The organism is Amycolatopsis thermophila, assembly GCF_030814215.1.
Classification (GTDB): domain Bacteria; phylum Actinomycetota; class Actinomycetes; order Mycobacteriales; family Pseudonocardiaceae; genus Amycolatopsis_E; species Amycolatopsis_E thermophila.
Genome location: NZ_JAUSUT010000001.1, coordinates 1,865,985 through 1,882,260 on the forward strand (window position 1 = coordinate 1,865,985; position 16,276 = coordinate 1,882,260).

Annotated in this window: 21 protein-coding genes; 8 read left to right on the forward strand and 13 right to left on the reverse strand. The window is 72.1% G+C overall.

Translation table 11 applies throughout. From position 1 onward, the window contains the following. Positions 1-47: 47 nt before the first annotated feature. The 7 genes from FB470_RS09165 to FB470_RS09195 all read right to left on the reverse strand — a co-directional run bounded on the left by FB470_RS09165 (position 48) and on the right by FB470_RS09195 (position 4,719). Positions 48-533 carry a carboxypeptidase regulatory-like domain-containing protein gene (locus FB470_RS09165; protein WP_306990396.1) on the reverse strand — a complete coding sequence of 162 codons (486 nt, stop codon included), beginning with the start codon at positions 531-533 and terminating at the stop codon, positions 48-50. Next, the gene (locus tag FB470_RS09170; RefSeq protein WP_306990398.1) at positions 530-1,135 is read right to left on the reverse strand and encodes an RNA polymerase sigma factor; all 606 of its coding nucleotides are present in this window, start codon (positions 1,133-1,135) and stop codon (positions 530-532) included. The genes FB470_RS09165 and FB470_RS09170 overlap by 4 nt, the downstream gene beginning before the upstream one ends. Before the next feature lie 103 nt (positions 1,136-1,238). Beyond that, positions 1,239-1,577 (reverse strand): protease inhibitor I42 family protein, encoded by a 339-nt coding sequence (locus tag FB470_RS09175; RefSeq protein ID WP_306990399.1) that lies wholly within the window; start codon positions 1,575-1,577, stop codon positions 1,239-1,241. Positions 1,578-1,648: 71 nt separating this feature from the next. Beyond that, positions 1,649-2,425, reverse strand: a complete 777-nt coding sequence (locus FB470_RS09180) for a hypothetical protein (RefSeq protein ID WP_306990400.1) — start codon at positions 2,423-2,425, stop codon at positions 1,649-1,651. A gap of 13 nt (positions 2,426-2,438) precedes the next feature. Beyond that, positions 2,439-3,584: a C1 family peptidase gene (locus FB470_RS09185; protein ID WP_370876455.1), complete on the reverse strand. Its 1,146-nt coding sequence runs from the start codon at positions 3,582-3,584 to the stop codon at positions 2,439-2,441. Positions 3,585-3,705: 121 nt separating this feature from the next. Next, positions 3,706-4,455, reverse strand: coding sequence for an SGNH/GDSL hydrolase family protein (locus FB470_RS09190; RefSeq protein ID WP_306990401.1), 750 nt, complete (start codon positions 4,453-4,455; stop codon positions 3,706-3,708). Positions 4,456-4,464: 9 nt separating this feature from the next. Beyond that, complete coding sequence (locus FB470_RS09195) at positions 4,465-4,719, reverse strand: NAD(P)H-binding protein (RefSeq protein WP_306990403.1); 255 nt, start codon at positions 4,717-4,719, stop codon at positions 4,465-4,467. Positions 4,720-5,038: 319 nt separating this feature from the next. Here FB470_RS09195 and FB470_RS09200 point away from each other — a divergent pair, with 319 nt between their 5' ends. After that, the gene (locus FB470_RS09200) at positions 5,039-5,569 is read left to right on the forward strand and encodes a hypothetical protein (protein ID WP_306990404.1); all 531 of its coding nucleotides are present in this window, start codon (positions 5,039-5,041) and stop codon (positions 5,567-5,569) included. Here FB470_RS09200 and FB470_RS09205 read toward each other — a convergent pair. Continuing rightward, on the reverse strand, positions 5,566-6,039 hold the full coding sequence (locus FB470_RS09205) for a GbsR/MarR family transcriptional regulator (RefSeq protein ID WP_306999150.1): 474 nt from the start codon (positions 6,037-6,039) through the stop codon (positions 5,566-5,568). The two genes, FB470_RS09200 and FB470_RS09205, sit on opposite strands and share 4 nt — an antisense overlap. Positions 6,040-6,123: 84 nt before the next feature. On the opposite strand from FB470_RS09205, the gene FB470_RS09210 reads away from it, so the two are divergent. The 4 genes from FB470_RS09210 (at position 6,124) to FB470_RS09225 (ending at position 10,554) form a co-directional block, all read left to right on the forward strand. Next, on the forward strand, positions 6,124-7,020 hold the full coding sequence (locus FB470_RS09210) for an ABC transporter ATP-binding protein (RefSeq protein ID WP_306990405.1): 897 nt from the start codon (positions 6,124-6,126) through the stop codon (positions 7,018-7,020). Then, positions 7,017-8,612, forward strand: a complete 1,596-nt coding sequence (locus FB470_RS09215; RefSeq protein ID WP_306990407.1) for an ABC transporter permease — start codon at positions 7,017-7,019, stop codon at positions 8,610-8,612. Before FB470_RS09210 ends, FB470_RS09215 begins: the two co-directional genes overlap by 4 nt. Positions 8,613-8,701: 89 nt before the next feature. After that, entirely contained in the window at positions 8,702-10,159 is a 1,458-nt protein-coding gene (locus FB470_RS09220; protein ID WP_306990409.1) for an NAD-dependent succinate-semialdehyde dehydrogenase, read from the forward strand. A gap of 68 nt (positions 10,160-10,227) precedes the next feature. Next, positions 10,228-10,554 carry a putative quinol monooxygenase gene (locus tag FB470_RS09225; protein ID WP_306990410.1) on the forward strand — a complete coding sequence of 109 codons (327 nt, stop codon included), beginning with the start codon at positions 10,228-10,230 and terminating at the stop codon, positions 10,552-10,554. Here FB470_RS09225 and FB470_RS09230 read toward each other — a convergent pair. Together FB470_RS09230 and FB470_RS09235 are read right to left on the reverse strand one after the other, a co-directional pair. Then, a complete protein-coding gene (locus FB470_RS09230; RefSeq protein ID WP_306990412.1) occupies positions 10,551-11,111 on the reverse strand; it encodes a TetR/AcrR family transcriptional regulator in 561 nt (186 codons plus the stop codon). The genes FB470_RS09225 and FB470_RS09230 overlap by 4 nt on opposite strands. Positions 11,112-11,122: 11 nt before the next feature. Then, complete coding sequence (locus tag FB470_RS09235; RefSeq protein ID WP_306999151.1) at positions 11,123-11,887, reverse strand: metal-dependent hydrolase; 765 nt, start codon at positions 11,885-11,887, stop codon at positions 11,123-11,125. A 21-nt stretch (positions 11,888-11,908) separates the two neighbouring features. On the opposite strand from FB470_RS09235, the gene FB470_RS09240 reads away from it, so the two are divergent. Both FB470_RS09240 and FB470_RS09245 read left to right on the forward strand, forming a co-directional pair. Then, positions 11,909-12,337 carry a TIGR03618 family F420-dependent PPOX class oxidoreductase gene (locus FB470_RS09240; protein ID WP_370876456.1) on the forward strand — a complete coding sequence of 143 codons (429 nt, stop codon included), beginning with the start codon at positions 11,909-11,911 and terminating at the stop codon, positions 12,335-12,337. 62 nt (positions 12,338-12,399) lie between these two features. Further along, complete coding sequence (locus FB470_RS09245; protein WP_306990415.1) at positions 12,400-12,936, forward strand: hypothetical protein; 537 nt, start codon at positions 12,400-12,402, stop codon at positions 12,934-12,936. A 249-nt stretch (positions 12,937-13,185) separates the two neighbouring features. Here FB470_RS09245 and FB470_RS09250 read toward each other — a convergent pair whose 3' ends face one another. From FB470_RS09250 to FB470_RS09260, 3 genes are all read right to left on the reverse strand, one after another. Next, entirely contained in the window at positions 13,186-14,265 is a 1,080-nt protein-coding gene (locus FB470_RS09250; RefSeq protein WP_306990416.1) for an MBL fold metallo-hydrolase, read from the reverse strand. Between the two features lie 207 nt (positions 14,266-14,472). After that, positions 14,473-14,796, reverse strand: a complete 324-nt coding sequence (gene cutA, locus FB470_RS09255; protein ID WP_306990417.1) for a divalent-cation tolerance protein CutA — start codon at positions 14,794-14,796, stop codon at positions 14,473-14,475. A 27-nt stretch (positions 14,797-14,823) separates the two neighbouring features. After that, complete coding sequence (locus tag FB470_RS09260; protein ID WP_306990418.1) at positions 14,824-15,186, reverse strand: SRPBCC family protein; 363 nt, start codon at positions 15,184-15,186, stop codon at positions 14,824-14,826. Between the two features lie 52 nt (positions 15,187-15,238). On the opposite strand from FB470_RS09260, the gene FB470_RS09265 reads away from it, so the two are divergent. After that, a complete protein-coding gene (locus tag FB470_RS09265) occupies positions 15,239-16,267 on the forward strand; it encodes a Ppx/GppA phosphatase family protein (RefSeq protein WP_306990419.1) in 1,029 nt (342 codons plus the stop codon). Positions 16,268-16,276: the final 9 nt, after the last annotated feature.

Consider the following 16,276-nt stretch of genomic DNA (forward strand, 5'->3'; position numbering starts at 1 on the left):
CGTCCTATCTGAGCACATCCGCGGACCCGGTGGCGCAGCCGGTTGAGTCACAGCACGACGGCGGGTGTGACGACGGTCCGGCGGCTGCTGGCCCCGCCCACCGAGATCACGATCTGGGTCGTCCCGCGCGGCACCTCGTCGAGCACGAACCGGCCGCCCTCGTCCGCGATCGTCGCCGACGAACCGTGCTCGGCCACCCGCACCTCCACGCCGTGGGGAGCCGCCGGCACGAGCCAGCCATCGATGCGGTGGCACTGCCCGATCCGGGTGAGGTTGATCATCACCGTGAGATCGCTGACCGTGAACGTGATCGTGCCCTCGTCGGTGATGCTGCGGACGCCGGCCAGCGACGGCTCGGCCCGCTGCCACTGGGCGATCTCGAAGTCGAGGTTCTCCAGCTCCAGTGCGAACTGCACGCGCTCGACCAGGCCGTCGGGCGGCGGGTCGACGGCCGCCAGCACCCGGCCGAGATCGGCCAGCAGTGCTTCGTCGTCGGGGAACGCCCCACCCCCGGGCACCTCGATGTCGTTCATGCGCTGCCCCCTTCGATGTCCAGCAGTTCGCGCATCGTCTTCAGGCAGCGGCCACGGTTGGGACCGATACTGCCGCGCGGCATCTGCAGCGCTTCGGCGACGAGCCGGTATTCGGCGCGACCGGCGAGCACGGTGAGCCGCAGCAGCTCCTGGCACCGCTGCGGAAGCCGTTGGAAGGCCAGCCACAACCGCTGGTCGCGTTCGGTGCGGAGCACCTCGGCCTCCGGCACCGGTTCCGTGCTCGCCACGGTCTCGGCCAGCTCGTCGGTCAGGGGCACCGGCGGCGGTTTGCGGCCGCGGACGCGCTGCGCCTCGTGGCGGGCCGTGACGACCAGCCACCCGGCGAGGGCCTTCGGTTCGCGGAGCCGGTCCAGGTGGCTGACCAGCGCCAGCCACACGGTCTGGACGACGTCCTCGGCCGAGTGCGTGTCCAGACCCTGACCGCGCGCGACGTTCCACACCAGCGGGGTCAGCTCGGCGACCAGCCGGTTGAGGGCGCGCTTGTTCCCCGCACGGGCGGCCTCCAGGCACGCCTCGAACAGCTCCGGTCCGCGGAGTCCTTCCCAGGACGGGTCCGCCTCGGCGGTCCTCGCTTCGGTCACCGCGTTCGCCCCCACTTCGCGTGGTTCTCCTCGGGTCAGCGCTGGCCAGTATCTCCGGCTCCGTCACCGTGCAGAGGACGGATGCTCGCCGCAGATACACACATCACTCTTCTGGAGTAGTCACGGACAGGACGAACGTGACGGAGCGGCGCGGCTTCGCCTCCCACGGCCGCGCCAGCTCCGCCCGGAGCAGATGCCGGCCGGCCTCGACGACGTCGAGTGCCAGCCGGCGCACGCCCCCCTCGCCCGGTGGCCCCTCCCCGCGGGCCACCTCCCCCGGCCGGACGTGGTCGTCCGCCACCACGCGGACCGCGTCCGGCAGCAACCAGCGCCACCGGTAGCCCGACGAACGGACCTCCGGCAGGCGCAGCTCCACCGTGTCCCCCACACGCAGCTGCGCCGTTCCCCCCGAATCCGCCTGCACGAGCCGGATCTGCGTCACTGGCTGCTCCCCCCGGGGTGGCGGTGGCCGGCGGCCCCCTCGGCTGCCGGCCACCGCCGGTCTCCCGTCGATCAGACCAGCAGCTGGTCGATCTGACCGGCGGAGTTCTCGTGGAACGACACCGCGAGCCCGTGGTCGCGGGCCAGCAGGGCCAGGACGGTCAGCGAGCTGCGTCCGTCCCCCGTGGACGCGAGCCGCTTCCAGCCCAGGCCGGCGACGAACACCCATACGCCGGGGGCCGCGCTGGTCGACCACAGGCTGGTGATCGACCGGTTGCGAACCCACACCCCGCTGGCCTGCGGCTGCGGGGCCGGCGCGGAGCCGTTCCCGTTGACGGGCGGGGTGTTCGGGTCGTAGGCCCCACCCGGCGGCGGCATGTTCGGGTCATACGCCCGACCCGGCGGCGGCATGTTCGGGTCATACGCCCCACCCGGCGGCGGCATGTTCGGGTCATACGCCCCACCCGGCGGCGGGTTCGGGTCATACGCCCCACCCGGCGGCGGCATGTTCGGGTCATACGCCCCACCCGGCGGCGGCATGTTCGGGTCATACGCCCCACCCGGCGGCGGCGTGTTCGGGTCATACGCCCCACCCGGCGGCGGCGTGTTCGGGTCATACGCCCCACCCGGCGGCGGCGTGTTCGGGTCATACGCCCCACCCGGCGGCGGCATGTTCGGGTCATACACCCCACCCGGCGGCGGCGTGTTCGGGTCATACACCCCACCCGGCGGCGGCGTGTTCGGGTCGTAGGCTCCGCCCGGAGCGGCGTCCGCGGTCAGGGCCGCCAGCTCGGCGTTCGGGTCGTCCTGCGGGCCGGTGTCCGGCGTCTCGCTCTTGCTCGTGGTCATCCTTCGCTCCCCTTCAGTACGTGGTGGCGACGCGGGTCAGCACGCCGTGGTCGAGGAACGGGCTGACGGGATGACCGCCGGCCCGCGCCTCGGCGAGCAGCGCGAGCTGACGCCCCACGCTGCCGGCGTCCCCCGAGAGCCGGACCCAGCCCAGCTGCTCCAGACACACCCATTCCCCGGCGCCGGCCGAGAACAGGCGCAACGCACGCTGCGGCGGTAGCCACGCGCGCAAGGTGACCCCGGTGCAGCCGATCGTCGTCGGCCGCGGTTCCGGGTAGTCCTCGATGAAGGCCTCGCCGTAGGCGATCCGGAAGAAACCGGCCTCGCCCCAGTCGGTGCCCCAGGAGTTCTTGGCGATCCAGCAGCTCTGCTCGTCGTCCCACCCGATGAGCGCGACGCAGTGGCCGCCGTTGCTCTCCGTGGTGGTGGCGCGGTAGATCCCGCCGGTGTAGTGGAAGAAGTCGTCGTAGATCACCATGCAGGCGGTGACCGGCCCGAACCCGTAGATGTGGTGCTTGATCGCGGCCGGGTCCCGCGTCAGGTCGACCACCCCTTCGGCGCGCGCGACGCGGTTCACCCAGTTGGGGTTGAGCGCGCCGGTCCCCTCGTCCGAGTAGGGCCAGTAGTCCTCGAAGGTGACGCCCTTGGCGGCGCAGTCACCCATCAGGTCGTCCGGCCACGAGCCCGTGTCACCCGGTTTGCGGTGCGCGGGAGCGAAGCCGTAGAACAGGTGCGCCTCGGACAGGTCCAGCCGCATCCCCGTGTTGCGCCGCTTGTAGGCGGCCGTCCCCTCCAGCGCCGCGACCGTGCCGAAGGCGCTGCACGACCCGGACTCCCCCTGGTCCTTCACCGGTGTCACGTAGCTGCGGCCGCACACGTCGCGCAGGTCGAACGAGGCCGGCAGCGTGCTGCCCGGCGCGTGCCGGGCGGTGCACCTCTGGCCGGCGGCCCCGAGCGCGCCCTCGAGCATCCGCACGGGCAGTTCCGCCCGCGCGTCCACCTCGGCCGCCCTCGGGGCCGGCACCCCCAGTCGCACCCGGCGCGACTCGCTCGCCAGCCGGCTGAGCACCGTCTCCCCCGCCTGCCACGGATTCCCCATCGTGGCAAGGGAATCGCGCACCGCGGCGATTTCCTCGGCGAAGGGCCGGGGCGAACTCATGCGTTCCTCCAGGAGGTGGTCAACCAGCCAACGCCCCTATGACGCCGCAGGCCCCTCGCCAGATACACAGCGGCAGAACTTTTTCCAAAGCACCTGGTCGGCGTCCGCCAGTTTCACCCGTTCAGACCAATGCGCGGCCTCCTGGGGACTGCCCGTAGGCGATTTCGGCGAGCTGCTCGGCCCACAGCCGGTATCCGGACGGCCCGGGGTGGAAGCCGTCGGCGGCGAAGAGCGCGGGGTCGACCACTTCGCGCGGCACCGGCCAGTAGGTCACCCCCGGCAGGGTCGCGAGCGTCGCCGCGGCAGCGTCGAGCGCGGCACCCCGCAACCCCAGCACCAGGCGCAACGGCTGCGGCAACGCCGGGAACGCGCCCAGCGGCGGCACGCCCGCGAGCAGGACCGGCACCGGGCCGAGCACCCGCCGCGCGTCCACGACCAGCGCGAGCAGGTCGCGCCGGTACCGGGCCGCCGAGCGCAGCTCGATCGTGTCGTTCACCCCGAGCGCCACGACCACCAGGTCGGCCGGCTCCCGGCAGGCCCCGGCCAGCAGTTCGGCGCGCACCGTGCGCGCGTTGGCCCCCGTCCGGCCCGCGACGCGCCACGAGATCCCACGCCCCCACCGGTCGGCCAGCGCCGACGCCAGCCAACCGGTCAGCGCCTCCTCGTGGGTGTCCGCACCCACGCCATCCACAGTGGACTCGCCGAGGACCAGCAGGCGCAGCGGGTCCGGGCCGGGCACCAGGCCGGTCAGCGGCCCGGACGCGCCGGGCAGCCGCGGCGTCGTCCGCCGGACGCGCAGGCCCTGCGCCACCAGCCACGGCGCGAGCCCGGCCGTCGCCACCGTGGCCAGCAGGTTCTTCGAAGTTGACACCCGCACACATTAGCTCTTGGCGACCGACGCGGCCACCCCCGAAAGCCGCGGGTCCGCCGCGGCGCGCAGCACGTACTCGGCCAGGCCGGCGCGTGAGATCGTGCAGCTGCCGCGCACGTTCCCGCTGGACGCGCTGGCGATGCGGGCGGCGTCCGGCGCGTCGGTGAGCTTCGGCGGACGCACGATGGCCCAGTCGAGACCGGAGGCGAACACCCGCCGTTCCGCCTCGCCCATGTCCGCACACCCCTCGCGCAGGACGCGCATCAGGATCGGCTTGACGACCAGGCGGGTGAACCAGCCGTCCCCGTCGCGGCAGGTGGCGCTGTGGCCGCGCGGAGCATGCGCGAGCAGGGCTACGCGCGGGCCCGCGCACCCCGGTGTCCCGATGGGCGAACTACCTGAAGGCGGAACAGAAGCCCGGCCGGTTGCCGTCCACATCGGACCCCGAGGCGATCGCGCCGTTGTTGTGGGCGCGGCTTTCCAGCAGGGCTTTCCGCGGCACTGGGAAACCCAGGCCGCCGACCCGGCCGCGCTCGCCCGCCGTCTGGTGAAAGCCGTTGTGCGGGCTTGATTGACTGCCCCCATGGGGATCACCTACGAGACCGTCGCCGCCGTGCTCCGCGAGACCGGCCTGGCGTCACCGGAGCACACGCGCGACATCCTCGACCGGAGCAGCGAGGTGCGCACCCCCCTGGACCCCTTCGAGGTGGCCCGTGCGCTCGAGGACTTCGGTGCGGCGGTCTCGGTGCACGCCGACGACGTCGACGTCCTCGAGGAGTCCTACGAAAGCCTCCTGCGCAAGGCGGCCGCGCTCACCGGCGGCGCGGTCACCGTCTCCGGCGTGCACCTCGACGACGGCGCGGACGGAGACGACGTCCTGCACTTCGAACGCAACGGGGAACCCCGATCGGTCGACGCCGAGCACTTGGCGGAGGACTACCTGGACCACGCCGCGGCCGTCGAAGCCATCGCCGCGCTCTCCCCGGGCGACGGCCGGCAGTTCCGCGAAGTCGACTTCGACGGCGCGTACCGCGAACGCGACACCATCGTCGTCCTCGTCACGGACGAACAGCGCGAAGCGCTCCGGGAGCGGCTCGGCCTGCAGCTGCGTTAGCGCGCCGCGCGCTCCTGTTCCCAGCGCTCCAGCAGCGTCGGCAGCTGCTTGATGATGAACGCGAGGAAGTCGCGCATCTCGGCGAGCCGTTTGCCCGCCGGAGTGTCCGCGCCGACCGCCTCGACGCCCTCCTCGGCCGTGTCCCGCCACATCTCCATCAGGCGGTCCCGCTTGCGCAGGCTCGCGAACCACATGTCGTCCGAGACGCGGTAGTGGTCGCGCCGCGCGCCTGGCTCGCGCTCGCGCTCGATCATCCCGACCTGCTCCAGGTACCGCACGGCACCGGACACGGCCGCGGCGCTGACCTGCAGCTTCTCCGCGATCTCGCCCGCGGTGAGGCGGCTGTCGTCGGTGACCACCAGCGCCGCGAACACCCGCGCGGCCATGCGCTGGATGCCGAGTTGCGTGAGCACGAGGGCCAGCCGCTCGACGTACCGGCGCACCCGCTCCTCGTCCCGCATGCGGACCATCCTTCCCGACTCGACCAGCCCTTCAGTCAATCTATACGTTTTCCTAACTTCACAACTTTGTGAAATAGACGTAGCTTCGCTCCCATGGACAACGCCATCTCCATCGAGGGCCTGCACAAGTCGTTCGGTGCGACCAAGGCCCTCGACGACCTGAACCTGCAGGTCAAGACCGGAGAAGTGCACGGCTTCCTGGGCCCCAACGGCTCCGGGAAGTCCACCACCATCCGCGTCCTGCTCGGTCTGCTGCGCGCGGACCGGGGCACCGCCCGCCTGCTCGGCGGCGACCCCTGGCGCGACGCCGCGAGCCTCCACCGGCGGCTCGCCTACGTCCCCGGAGACGTCAACCTGTGGCCCAACCTGTCCGGCGGCGAGGTCATCGACCTGCTCGGGCGGCTGCGCGGCGGCCTCGACAAGCGCCGCCGCGACGAGCTGATCGAGCGCTTCGACCTCGACCCGAAGAAGAAGGGCCGCACCTACTCCAAGGGCAACCGGCAGAAGGTCGCGATCGTCGCGGCCCTGTCGTCCGACGTGGAGCTGCTGATCCTCGACGAACCGACCTCCGGCCTCGACCCGCTGATGGAGGCCACCTTCCAGTACGCCATCCAGGAGGAGCGCGACAAGGGCCGCACGGTGCTGCTGTCCAGCCACATCCTCGCCGAGGTCGAGGCCCTGTGCGACCGGGTCAGCATCATCCGCAACGGCCGCACCGTCGAGACCGGCACGCTGAGCGAACTGCGGCACCTCACGCGCACCTCGATCGTGGCGGAGCTCGCCGGTCACCCGAACGGCTTGAGCACCCTGGCGGAGGTGCACGACCTGAAGATCGACGGCAACCGGGTGCGGTTCGACGTCGAGACCCACTCGCTGGACCAGGTGCTGCGGCAGCTGACCGAGGTCGGCGTGCGCAGCCTGACCAGCCAGCCGCCGACCCTGGAGGAACTGTTCCTCCGCCACTACACGACCGAAGCGAGCGCACGGTGACCGCGCTGGTGGGCACCCGGCACCTGGTGCGCCTCGCCCTGCGGCGGGACCGGATCGTGCTGCCGGTCTGGGTGCTGGTGATCGGACTCCTCCCCGCGAGCACCGCCGGGGCCTACGGGCAGCTGTACCCGGACCAGGCCAGCCGCGCGTCGCTGACGGCCGGCATGGGCGCGAACCCCTCGATCAGGCTCCTCTACGGTCCGCCGTTCGACCTGTCCACGGCGGGCGGGTTCACGGCCTGGCGGTTCGGCGTGTTCCTGCCCCTGTTCGCCGCGCTGGCCTGCCTCTTCACCGTCACCCGCCACACCCGGCAGGAGGAGGACACCGGGCGGCAGGAACTGCTGTCGTCGACCGTGACCGGCCGCTACGCCGCACTGGCGGCAGCGCTGATCACGGCGGGCATCGGCGCGGTCGCGACCGGACTGCTGGTCGCGCTGGGCCTGGTCGGCGCCGGGCTCCCGGCGGGCGGTTCGGTGGCGTTCGCGCTCGGGACGACCCTGACCGGGCTGGTGTTCGCCGCGGTCGCGGCCATCGCGGTCCAGCTGGCCGAGTACTCGCGCACCGCCAACGGGATCGCCGCGGCCGTGCTCGGGGCCGCGTTCCTGCTCCGCGCGGTCGGGGACTCGGCGACGGACATCTCGTGGCTGTCGTGGCTGTCGCCGCTCGGCTGGTCGACCCGGATCCGGCCGTTCGCGGGTGATCGGTTCGCCGTGGCCTTGCCGCTGGTCGCCGCGGCCGTCGTGCTGGGGGCGGTGGCGTGCCTGCTGCTGCCGCGCCGCGACGTCGGGATGGGGATCCTGCCGGCGCGTCCCGGGCCGGCCGTCGCGGCGCGCGGGTTGCGCTCGCCGTTCGCGCTGGCCTGGCGGATGCACCGGGGGCTGCTGATCGGCTGGGCCGTGGGGTTCGCGGTGATGGGGGCGCTGTTCGGGTCGCTGGCCGCGGGCATCGGCGATGTCGTCGGCGACAGCGCGCAGGCCCAGCAGATGTTCGAGCGGCTGGGCGGGGCGCAGAACCTCGTCGACACGTTCCTCGCGGCGATCGCGAACATCTTCGGCCTGATCGCGGCGCTGTACGCGGTGCAGGCGACGCTGCGGATGCGGTCGGAGGAAACCGCGCTGCGGCTGGAGCCGCTGCTCGCGACCGGCGTGCGCCGGCTGTCGTGGGCAGGCAGCCACCTGGCTTTCTCGCTGCTGGGGGCGACCCTGCTGCTGGTGGTCGCGGGCCTGTTCGCCGGGCTGCTGCACGGGCTGCGCGTCGATGACGTCGCCGGTCAGCTCCCCGCCGTGCTCGGGGCGACGGTGGCGCAGGTGCCCGCGGTGTGGGTGGTCGTCGGGATCGCCGTGGTGGTGTTCGGGTTCGCCCCGAAGCTGTCCACGGTGGCCTGGGCGGTGGCCGCGTTGTTCCTGATGTTGTCGCTGTTCGGGCCGGTCGTGCAGGCGCCGCAGGTGCTGCTGGACCTGTCGCCGTTCACGCATGTGCCGAAGCTGCCGAGTGCGGAGTTCACCGTGACGCCGTTCGCCTGGCTGCTGGGGATCGCGGTCGTCACGCTGGCCGCGGGCCTGACCGGCTTCCGGCGGCGGGACATCGGCTGATCCGTTCGGTGCGGCGCCCGCCCGGTCCCGCTCGGGTCCGGGCGGGCGCCGCAGGCATACCGGGAGGTGGGCTCGGGTAGTCACCGGGCATGACGCTTGATGGGGTACCGCACCAGCTCTTCCTCGCCGGGCAGTGGCGGGACGCCGCCGACGGCAGCCGGTTCGCCGTCCAGGATCCGGGGAACGAGCAGCAGCTGTGCGAGGTCTCCGACGCGCAGGACGCCGACGTCGCCGAGGCGATCGAGGCCGCCGCCGCGCAGCAGGAGGACTGGGCGGCCACGCCGCCCCGTGAACGGGGTGAGATCCTGCGCCGCGCCTGGCAGCTGATGACGGACCGAGCGGACGAACTGGCCCGCCTGATGACCCTGGAGATGGGCAAGAGCATCGAGGAGTCCCGGGCCGAGGTCACCTACGCCGCCGAGTTCTTCAGGTGGTTCTCGGAAGAGGCCGTGCGCATCGACGGGCGCTACGCGCGCAGCCCGGCCGGTGGCGGCGGGCGGGTGCTCGTGTCGAAGCACCCGGTCGGTCCGTGCATCCTGGTGACGCCGTGGAACTTCCCGCTGGCGATGGGCACCCGCAAGATCGGGCCCGCCATCGCCGCCGGGTGCACCATGATCGTCAAGCCGGCGCAGCTGACCCCGCTGTCGATGCTCAACCTCGCCGGTCTGCTCAAGGAGGCCGGCCTGCCCGACGGTGTGCTGAGCGTCCTGCCCAGCACGTCGGCCGGCCGCGTCGTCAACCCGGCGCTCGCCGATCCCCGGGTCCGGAAGCTGTCGTTCACCGGTTCCACCGAGGTGGGCCGCAAGCTCGTCGAGCAGTGCGCGCCGAACCTGCAGCGGATGTCGATGGAACTGGGCGGGAACGCGCCGTTCCTGATGTTCGAGGACGCGGACGTGGACGCGGCGGTGCGGGGCGCCGTCACGGCGAAGATGCGCAACAACGGCGAGTCGTGCGTGGCCGCGAACCGGTTCCACGTGCACTCGTCGGTCGCCGGTGAGTTCGTGCGGCAGCTGACCGAGGCGATGTCGTCGCTGAAGGTCGGCCACGGCACCGAAGACGGGGTGAAGGTCGGGCCGCTGATCAGCGCCGAACAGCGGGACAAGGTGATCGAGCTGGTCGACGACGCGGTGTCCCGCGGCGCCCGCGCCACCACCGGCGGCAAGGCGCTGGACGGCGACGGGTTCTTCTACGCGCCGACCGTGCTCACCGACGTCCCGCCGGACGCCCGCATCCTGCGCGAGGAGGTGTTCGGCCCGGTCGCGCCGGTGACGACGTTCGAGGACGAGGACGAAGCCGTCCGGCTGGCCAACGACACCGAGTTCGGCTTGGTCGCGTACGTGTTCACGCGCGATTTGGACCGCGCGATCCGCGTCGGCGAGCGCATGGCGACCGGGATGGTCGGCCTCAACACCGGGCTGGTGTCGAACGCGTCGGCGCCGTTCGGTGGCGTGAAGGCGTCCGGGTTCGGCCGTGAAGGCGGCGCCGAGGGCATCGAGGAGTACCTCGACGTGAAGTACATGGCCCTCGCGGTCAACGGGACGCCGTGACCCGCGTGGTCCGATGAGGACGGTCGCGGGGGGTGACGGGCCGGTCTCGCTGCCCTTACGGTAGAGCCATGATTTTCATCACCGCGAAGTTCCGCATCCTGCCCGAGTACGCCGACGACTGGCCCGCCATCGCCCGCGACTTCACCCTCGCCACCCGCGCCGAGCCCGGTTGCCTGTGGTTCGACTGGTCCCGCAGTGTCGAGGACCCCAACGAGTACGTGCTGGTCGAGGCCTTCCGCGACGGCGACGCCGGTGCGGCGCACGTGCAGTCGGACCACTTCAAGGCCGCGCAGCAGCACCTGCCGCCGCACCTGGCGGAGACCCCGCGGATCGTGAACTTCGAGGTGCCCCAGGACGATTGGTCCGAACTCGGCGAGATGGCCGTGCAGCGCTAGGCGCGCAGACCGTCGCTGATGATCCGCGCCAGCGGGCGGCCCTGCGGGGCCTGGCGCCGGATCGCGAGGTAGCCCGCGAGCAGGGCGGTCAGGTCGCCGGGTTCGACGTCCAACCGGACGGCGCCGGCGGCCTGCGCCCGGCGCAGCAGGTCGGCGAACGCCGCGCGGAACTCCCGCCGTTCGTCCGACGCCGCCTTGACCGGGATGCCCGTGCTCTCCTCGAGGGCGTCGCACAGGGCCTTGTTCAGCAGCGCCTCTTCGGCGACCACGTCGAGGAATTCGAAGAACGCCGCGCCGGGGTCGGGCGCACCGAGCCGCTCCCGCGCCTGCTCGGCCAGCCACTCGATGCGGTCCAGGACGACGGCCTCGAACAACAGCTCCTTGCTGGGGAAATGCCGGTAGACGGTGCCCGCGCCGACCCCCGCGCGGCGCGCGATCTCGTCGAGCGGCACCGACGGCCCCTCATCCGCGAACGCCTCCTGCGCGGCCGCGAGCACACGCGCGCGGTTGCGGCGCGCGTCGGCACGCAGTCCGGTTCGGCCCGCGGAGGTGGTCATCATGTCCGATTCTAGCCGCCTGCGGTGACGGTCGGTTCCGCGAAAAGCCCCACCAGTCCGGGCCACGCGCCGGGCACGAGCAGCACGGCCAGCACCGTGAACACCGGCACGATCAGGAACTTCTCCACCCCCTTGCCGGTGCGGAACCGCAGCAACCTGGGCAGGCGCAGCTCGTACCAGGTCTCCCCGGCGATCGGCACCGGGAACAGGAACGGGCAGCCGGCCTCGGTGAGCGCGTCCCCGAGGCAATGCGTGAAGCACCCGGTGGCGACGGCGATCCCCAGCCAGCCGGTCAGCTGCGACAGCTCCGCCTCCGCGCTCGCGGTCAGCGCCCACCAGACGACCCCGCCACCGGCGACCAGCAGCAGCCAGTCGCCCAGCGCGTCGGCCGCGAGCAGCAGCGCGAACACCACCACCGCGGCGACCACGTACCAGCCGCCCGCGCGCGTGCCCGCCGTCGTCGCGGCACCGAGCCCGGCCGCGAACAGGATGGTGTGCGACAGGTGGCGGTGGCTGCCCTTGCGCCGCTCGTCGCGCGGACCCTTCGTGATCGAGTACAGGCCCGCCGAGGCGTGGCGCAACAGCCAGCACAGCAGGCCGGTGATCGGCCCCAGCAGTTTCGAGGCGCGAGCGCCGGGGTGGTCGAGGTCCGGCAGCAGCGCGAAACCCGCGGTGGTCGCGGCGAACGCCAGCGCCTGGTGCACGGAGCCGGCGCCGATGGCCGGGGCGAGCGCGAGACCGGCGCACCAGCCGGTGAGCGCGTGGGTGGAGCCCATCATGGAGAAGATCTTGGCAAGATGGACCCCAGCCGACGCGAAGGGACGCGCATGACCACGACCACCGAGGCGCCCAGTGACGATCTGCGGGCGTTCTGGGCGGAACGACGCGTGTGCATGTTGACCACGCTGCGTCCGAACGGGAGGCCGCACGTGGTGCCCGTCGGGGTCACTGTGGACGAGAACTTCACCACAGCGCGGGTGATCTGCCGGCGTGGGAGCGTGAAGGCGCGCAACGTGCTGGCGAGCGGGTCCGCGTGGGTCGCGGTGAGCCAGGTGGAGGGCCGCCGCTGGTCGACTTTGGAGGGAACCGCTGTGGTGCGGGAGGATCCGGAGTCGGTGTCCGACGCGGAAGCCCGGTACGCCGTGCGGTACCAGCGCCACCCGACGCCCCATCCGGAACGGATCGTGATCGAGATCAGCATCGACCGCCGGCTCGGCATGAGGTAAAGCACACGGATGGCGGGTTGCGGACAAACGGGAAGATAGGGCAGTAATCAAGGGTGCGGACCGTGAAGACCCTCAAGATCGACAGCCCGTTCGCGGGCGGCACGACGTGGGACGTCGTCGATCGGACCGTGATCGGCGCACTCGCGCCGTCGATGATCAGCACCCTCCGCCGCGGTTCGGAGGACTTCCTGTGGTTCGCCGAGCGCCGCATCGCGGGGCACCAGCTGGGCCGGCCGGGCCGCTGGGACCACCCCGTCGAGCGCGAGCTGCTGGGCTGGCGCTCGCGACTGGCCTTCAAGCTGGACCCGCCCGTCGTCATCCCCGAGATCGACCTCAAGCTGTCGCACTGGGTCCGCAACACGCACGAAGAATTCCTGCGGCGGCTGCCGGAGACCGGCGGCATGGTGCAGCTGGAGAGCGTGCGGGACGTCGACGCCTGGCTGCACACCCTGATCGACCACTACAAGGCCGTCAAAGCCGCCGGGGAGGAACAACTGGACCCGGACGCGCGGGCGACGTTGATGGCGTGGTTCCGGAACACGTTCTTCAAGATCCGCCGGGCCGCGGACCGGGTGGGACTGTCGAGGGTGCGCCCCTGACCGGTGGCCGCGTCGCCCCGACGATCAAAGATCCGGGGGAAAGCCCAGGTCGACGCGCATGGAGCGCCTGTCTTTTCGCCGTGCGAGGCGCAGCTGTGAAGATCAAAAGAATCCGGGTCGGGCCTGGCGGGCGCCGGCGCGGTCCCGGGCGCTCCGCGGCGATGGTGCGCAGCGAGGCGTGACCCCGGAGCCGGTCGGCGATGTGGCGGCGTTCGGCCTCGGCGGCGCTGGGTGCCTGCCGGCGCGCAGCTACCCGATCGGCTGCCACCAGGGGTTGAGGGGCTGGGGCTGGTCCACGTCGATCCGCTCCCCGGGGCGGGGCACGGCCAGCGCCACCCCGTGCGCCGTCGCTTCCTTCCACACCCGCTCGGCAGGCTCGCTCCAGCCGTGCATCGCCAGGCGGAACGTGCCCCAGTGCACCGGGATCAGCAGCCCACCACGCGCATCGCGGTGCGCGGATACTCCTTCTTCCGGCGTCATGTGGATGTCGGGCCACGCCGGGTGGTACGCGCCGATCTGCACCAGCGCCGCGTCGAACGGGCCGTACTTCTCGCCGATCGTCCGGTAGCCCTCGAAGTAGCCCGAGTCGGCCGTGTAGAACACCTTCCGCCCGGACCGCGACACGATCCACGACGCCCACAGCGTGTTGTTGCGGGTGAACGCGCGACCCGAGAAGTGCTGGGCGGCCGCGGCGGTGATCTCCACCCCCGCCACCGACACCGACTCGTCCCAGTCCAGCTCGATGATCCGGTCCGCCGGGATCCGCCACCGCCGCAGGTGCGCGCCCACCCCGAGCGGCACCACGAACGGCGCGTTCTGGGTACGGGCCAGGCGCACCACCGTCGGCCGGTCCAGGTGGTCGTAGTGGTCGTGCGAAACGATGATCACGTCCAGCTCCGGCAGCGCGGACAACTCGTGCGGCGGCTCGTGCATCCGCTTCGGCCCGACGAACCGCGACGGCGACACCCGACGGCCCCACACCGGGTCCACCAGCACCTTCCGCCCCTCGATCTCGATCAGGGACGACGCGTGCCCGTACCAGGTCACGTGCAACCCGGCGTCGGCCGGAGCACCCGCGGGCACCAGCGGCACGGGGCCCGTCGGCTTGCGCTGCTGCTTGCCGAACACCATCTCGCCGACCAGGTCGCGCGCCCGGGTGGGCTGCACCAGCGGCGGGGCGAGGTTCCGGAAACGCCCGTCGTGGAACTGCGGGGAGCGCCGCATGCGCTCGGGATCGGGCCTGCCGCCGAAGGAAACCGGGATCTCCCACAGCGCACCCACAGCCGCGCCCAGCAGCGCGGGCACCACCCACCGGATCTTTCTCGCCATGCCCTCGAAACTACGCGCGGCCCCCGGAAGTTCCCAGCGGCGCGGTCGGCGAGCGGAACCCCGGCCCCTGGACCAGGCGGTACACCGCCGCGGGAGATCACGTCCCGGTATCCCGCCACGCCGTCGCTCGGCCGGCGGGTGAGCGACGGGGCACCGAAACCGTCCACTTCGTACAGTCGGAGAGCGCGACCAGTTCCCCTTCGACGATCAACCGGCGCGGGTCTCGCTCACCAGCCATTCCAGGTACTCGGAGCTGCCGCCCTCGATGGGGGTCGCGATGATCTCCGGGACCTCGTAGTTGTGCTGCTCCTTGATCAGCTCGACCAGCGGCGCCACCCGGTCGGCCGCGGTCTTGATCTCGACGCGCCACTCGGGGTCGGCCTGCACCTCGCCGTCCCACCGGTAAACGCTCAGGATCGGGCCCACGATCTGGGCGCAGGCACCCAGCCGCGCCTCGACGGCCTGCGCCGCCAGCTCACGGGCCGTCGTTTCGCTGTCGGTCGTGGACGACACGATCACGTGTTCACGCATGCGCCCGATTAGAGCACCACGCGCGGGTCAAACCCAGCCCGCGTGCTTGTCCTCGCGCTGTTCGTCGGCGCCCGCGGCGGCCCGGTGGGTCAGCGCGGCCACCGCCTGCTCCATCTCCGTGCGCACCTGGTCCTCGTCGGTGCGGTCGGTGTGCAGCTTGATCGTGATTTCGCACTGCGCCGGGCCGCGTTCGATGACGTGCAGCTCGCCGCAGTCGTCACCGTCGCTCTCGGTGCCCCACGCCAGTTCCCGGTTCGCCGCGTCCGCGCGCAGCCAGCCCTCCGCGAGCTTCTGCGGGAGGAATCTCGGCAAGTTCGGCGCGTCGGAGATGAACGCGAACGCCTCGTCGGCGGGCAGGTCGGCGGTCGCGCTGTACCTGAACGTTCCCATGAGTTCACGAATATCCGTGTGGCGCAGGGTTAAACGGGGTACATAGGCCCTTATGCGACTCGGCGTGCTCGACATCGGCTCGAACTCGGCACAGCTCCAGATCGTGGATGCCCACCCGGGCGCACCGCCATTGCCCGCGCTCGCGGTGAAAGAGCCCACACGCCTGGCCGAGGAGATCGAGGAGGACGGCGCGATCGCCGAGGCCGGGGTGTGCCGCGCGGTGGACGCGGTGGAGGCGGCGCTGGAAGCGGCCCGGTTGCACCGCGTCGAGCAGCTGTTCCTGTTCGCGACGTCGGCGATCCGCGACGCGAAGAACCGGGACGAGATCATCAACCGGATCGAGGAGCGCACCAGCGTGCGTCCGCAGTTCCTCACCGGTGAGGACGAGGCTCGGCTCACCTACGCCGCCGCGCACCGCTGGTACGGCTGGTCGGCGGGACGCCTGCTGCTGCTCGACATCGGCGGCGGTTCGCTGGAGATCGCGCTGGGCCGGGACGCCGAACCGCAGCTCACGCTCTCCCTGCCGCTCGGCGCGGGCCGGCTGACGCGGATGTTCCTGCCCGACGACCCGCCGTCGGTCAAGCAGGTCAAGGCCTTGCGGCGGCACGTGCGGGACATGCTGCGCGAGGTCGCCGACCGGCTGCGGTGGGAGGGTGTGCCGGCCCGCGCGGTCGCCACGTCCAAGACGTTCAAGCAGCTGGCCCGTCTGGCCGGGGCGCCGCCGCAACGGCGGGGGCCGTTCGTGCGGCGCGCCCTCACCGTCGAAGCGCTCAACGCGTGGATCCCGCGTCTGGCCGAGATGAAGACGTCGGAACGGGCGCGCCTGCGCGGGGTTTCCGCGCCGCGGGCCCGGCAGATCCTGGCCGGCGCGATCGTCGCGAAGGCGACCATGGACACGCTCGACATCCGCAAGGTCGACGTGTGCCCGTGGGCGTTGCGCGAGGGGATCATGCTGCACCACCTGCAGACGCTGCAGGTCTACGACGGCCTTCCGCTGCAGGCGATCAGCACCGCCGTTCCGGAGGTGTCGGCCCGCGGCTCCACGGGTAAGCCCCTGGTGGGACTGAGCCGAGGAGCGTGAGGAGTTTTC

Bases quoted from the DNA above. Each gene is read 5' to 3' on its own strand.
- FB470_RS09205 (WP_306999150.1), bottom strand. From the start codon at position 6,039: ATGGTCCGCATGCGGGACGAGGAGCGGGTGCGCCGGTACGTCGAGCGG.
- FB470_RS09225 (WP_306990410.1), top strand. From the start codon at position 10,228: ATGATTTTCATCACCGCGAAGTTCCGCATCCTGCCCGAGTACGCCGAC.
- FB470_RS09185 (WP_370876455.1), bottom strand. From the start codon at position 3,584: ATGAGTTCGCCCCGGCCCTTCGCCGAGGAAATCGCCGCGGTGCGCGAT.
- FB470_RS09220 (WP_306990409.1), top strand. From the start codon at position 8,702: ATGACGCTTGATGGGGTACCGCACCAGCTCTTCCTCGCCGGGCAGTGG.
- FB470_RS09195 (WP_306990403.1), bottom strand. From the start codon at position 4,719: ATGCGCGTCCTGCGCGAGGGGTGTGCGGACATGGGCGAGGCGGAACGG.
- cutA (WP_306990417.1), bottom strand. From the start codon at position 14,796: ATGCGTGAACACGTGATCGTGTCGTCCACGACCGACAGCGAAACGACG.
- FB470_RS09250 (WP_306990416.1), bottom strand. From the start codon at position 14,265: ATGGCGAGAAAGATCCGGTGGGTGGTGCCCGCGCTGCTGGGCGCGGCT.
- FB470_RS09200 (WP_306990404.1), top strand. From the start codon at position 5,039: ATGGGGATCACCTACGAGACCGTCGCCGCCGTGCTCCGCGAGACCGGC.
- FB470_RS09210 (WP_306990405.1), top strand. From the start codon at position 6,124: ATGGACAACGCCATCTCCATCGAGGGCCTGCACAAGTCGTTCGGTGCG.
- FB470_RS09180 (WP_306990400.1), bottom strand. From the start codon at position 2,425: ATGACCACGAGCAAGAGCGAGACGCCGGACACCGGCCCGCAGGACGAC.
- FB470_RS09235 (WP_306999151.1), bottom strand. From the start codon at position 11,887: ATGGGCTCCACCCACGCGCTCACCGGCTGGTGCGCCGGTCTCGCGCTC.
- FB470_RS09230 (WP_306990412.1), bottom strand. From the start codon at position 11,111: ATGACCACCTCCGCGGGCCGAACCGGACTGCGTGCCGACGCGCGCCGC.
- FB470_RS09265 (WP_306990419.1), top strand. From the start codon at position 15,239: ATGCGACTCGGCGTGCTCGACATCGGCTCGAACTCGGCACAGCTCCAG.
- FB470_RS09165 (WP_306990396.1), bottom strand. From the start codon at position 533: ATGAACGACATCGAGGTGCCCGGGGGTGGGGCGTTCCCCGACGACGAA.
- FB470_RS09240 (WP_370876456.1), top strand. From the start codon at position 11,909: ATGGACCCCAGCCGACGCGAAGGGACGCGCATGACCACGACCACCGAG.
- FB470_RS09260 (WP_306990418.1), bottom strand. From the start codon at position 15,186: ATGGGAACGTTCAGGTACAGCGCGACCGCCGACCTGCCCGCCGACGAG.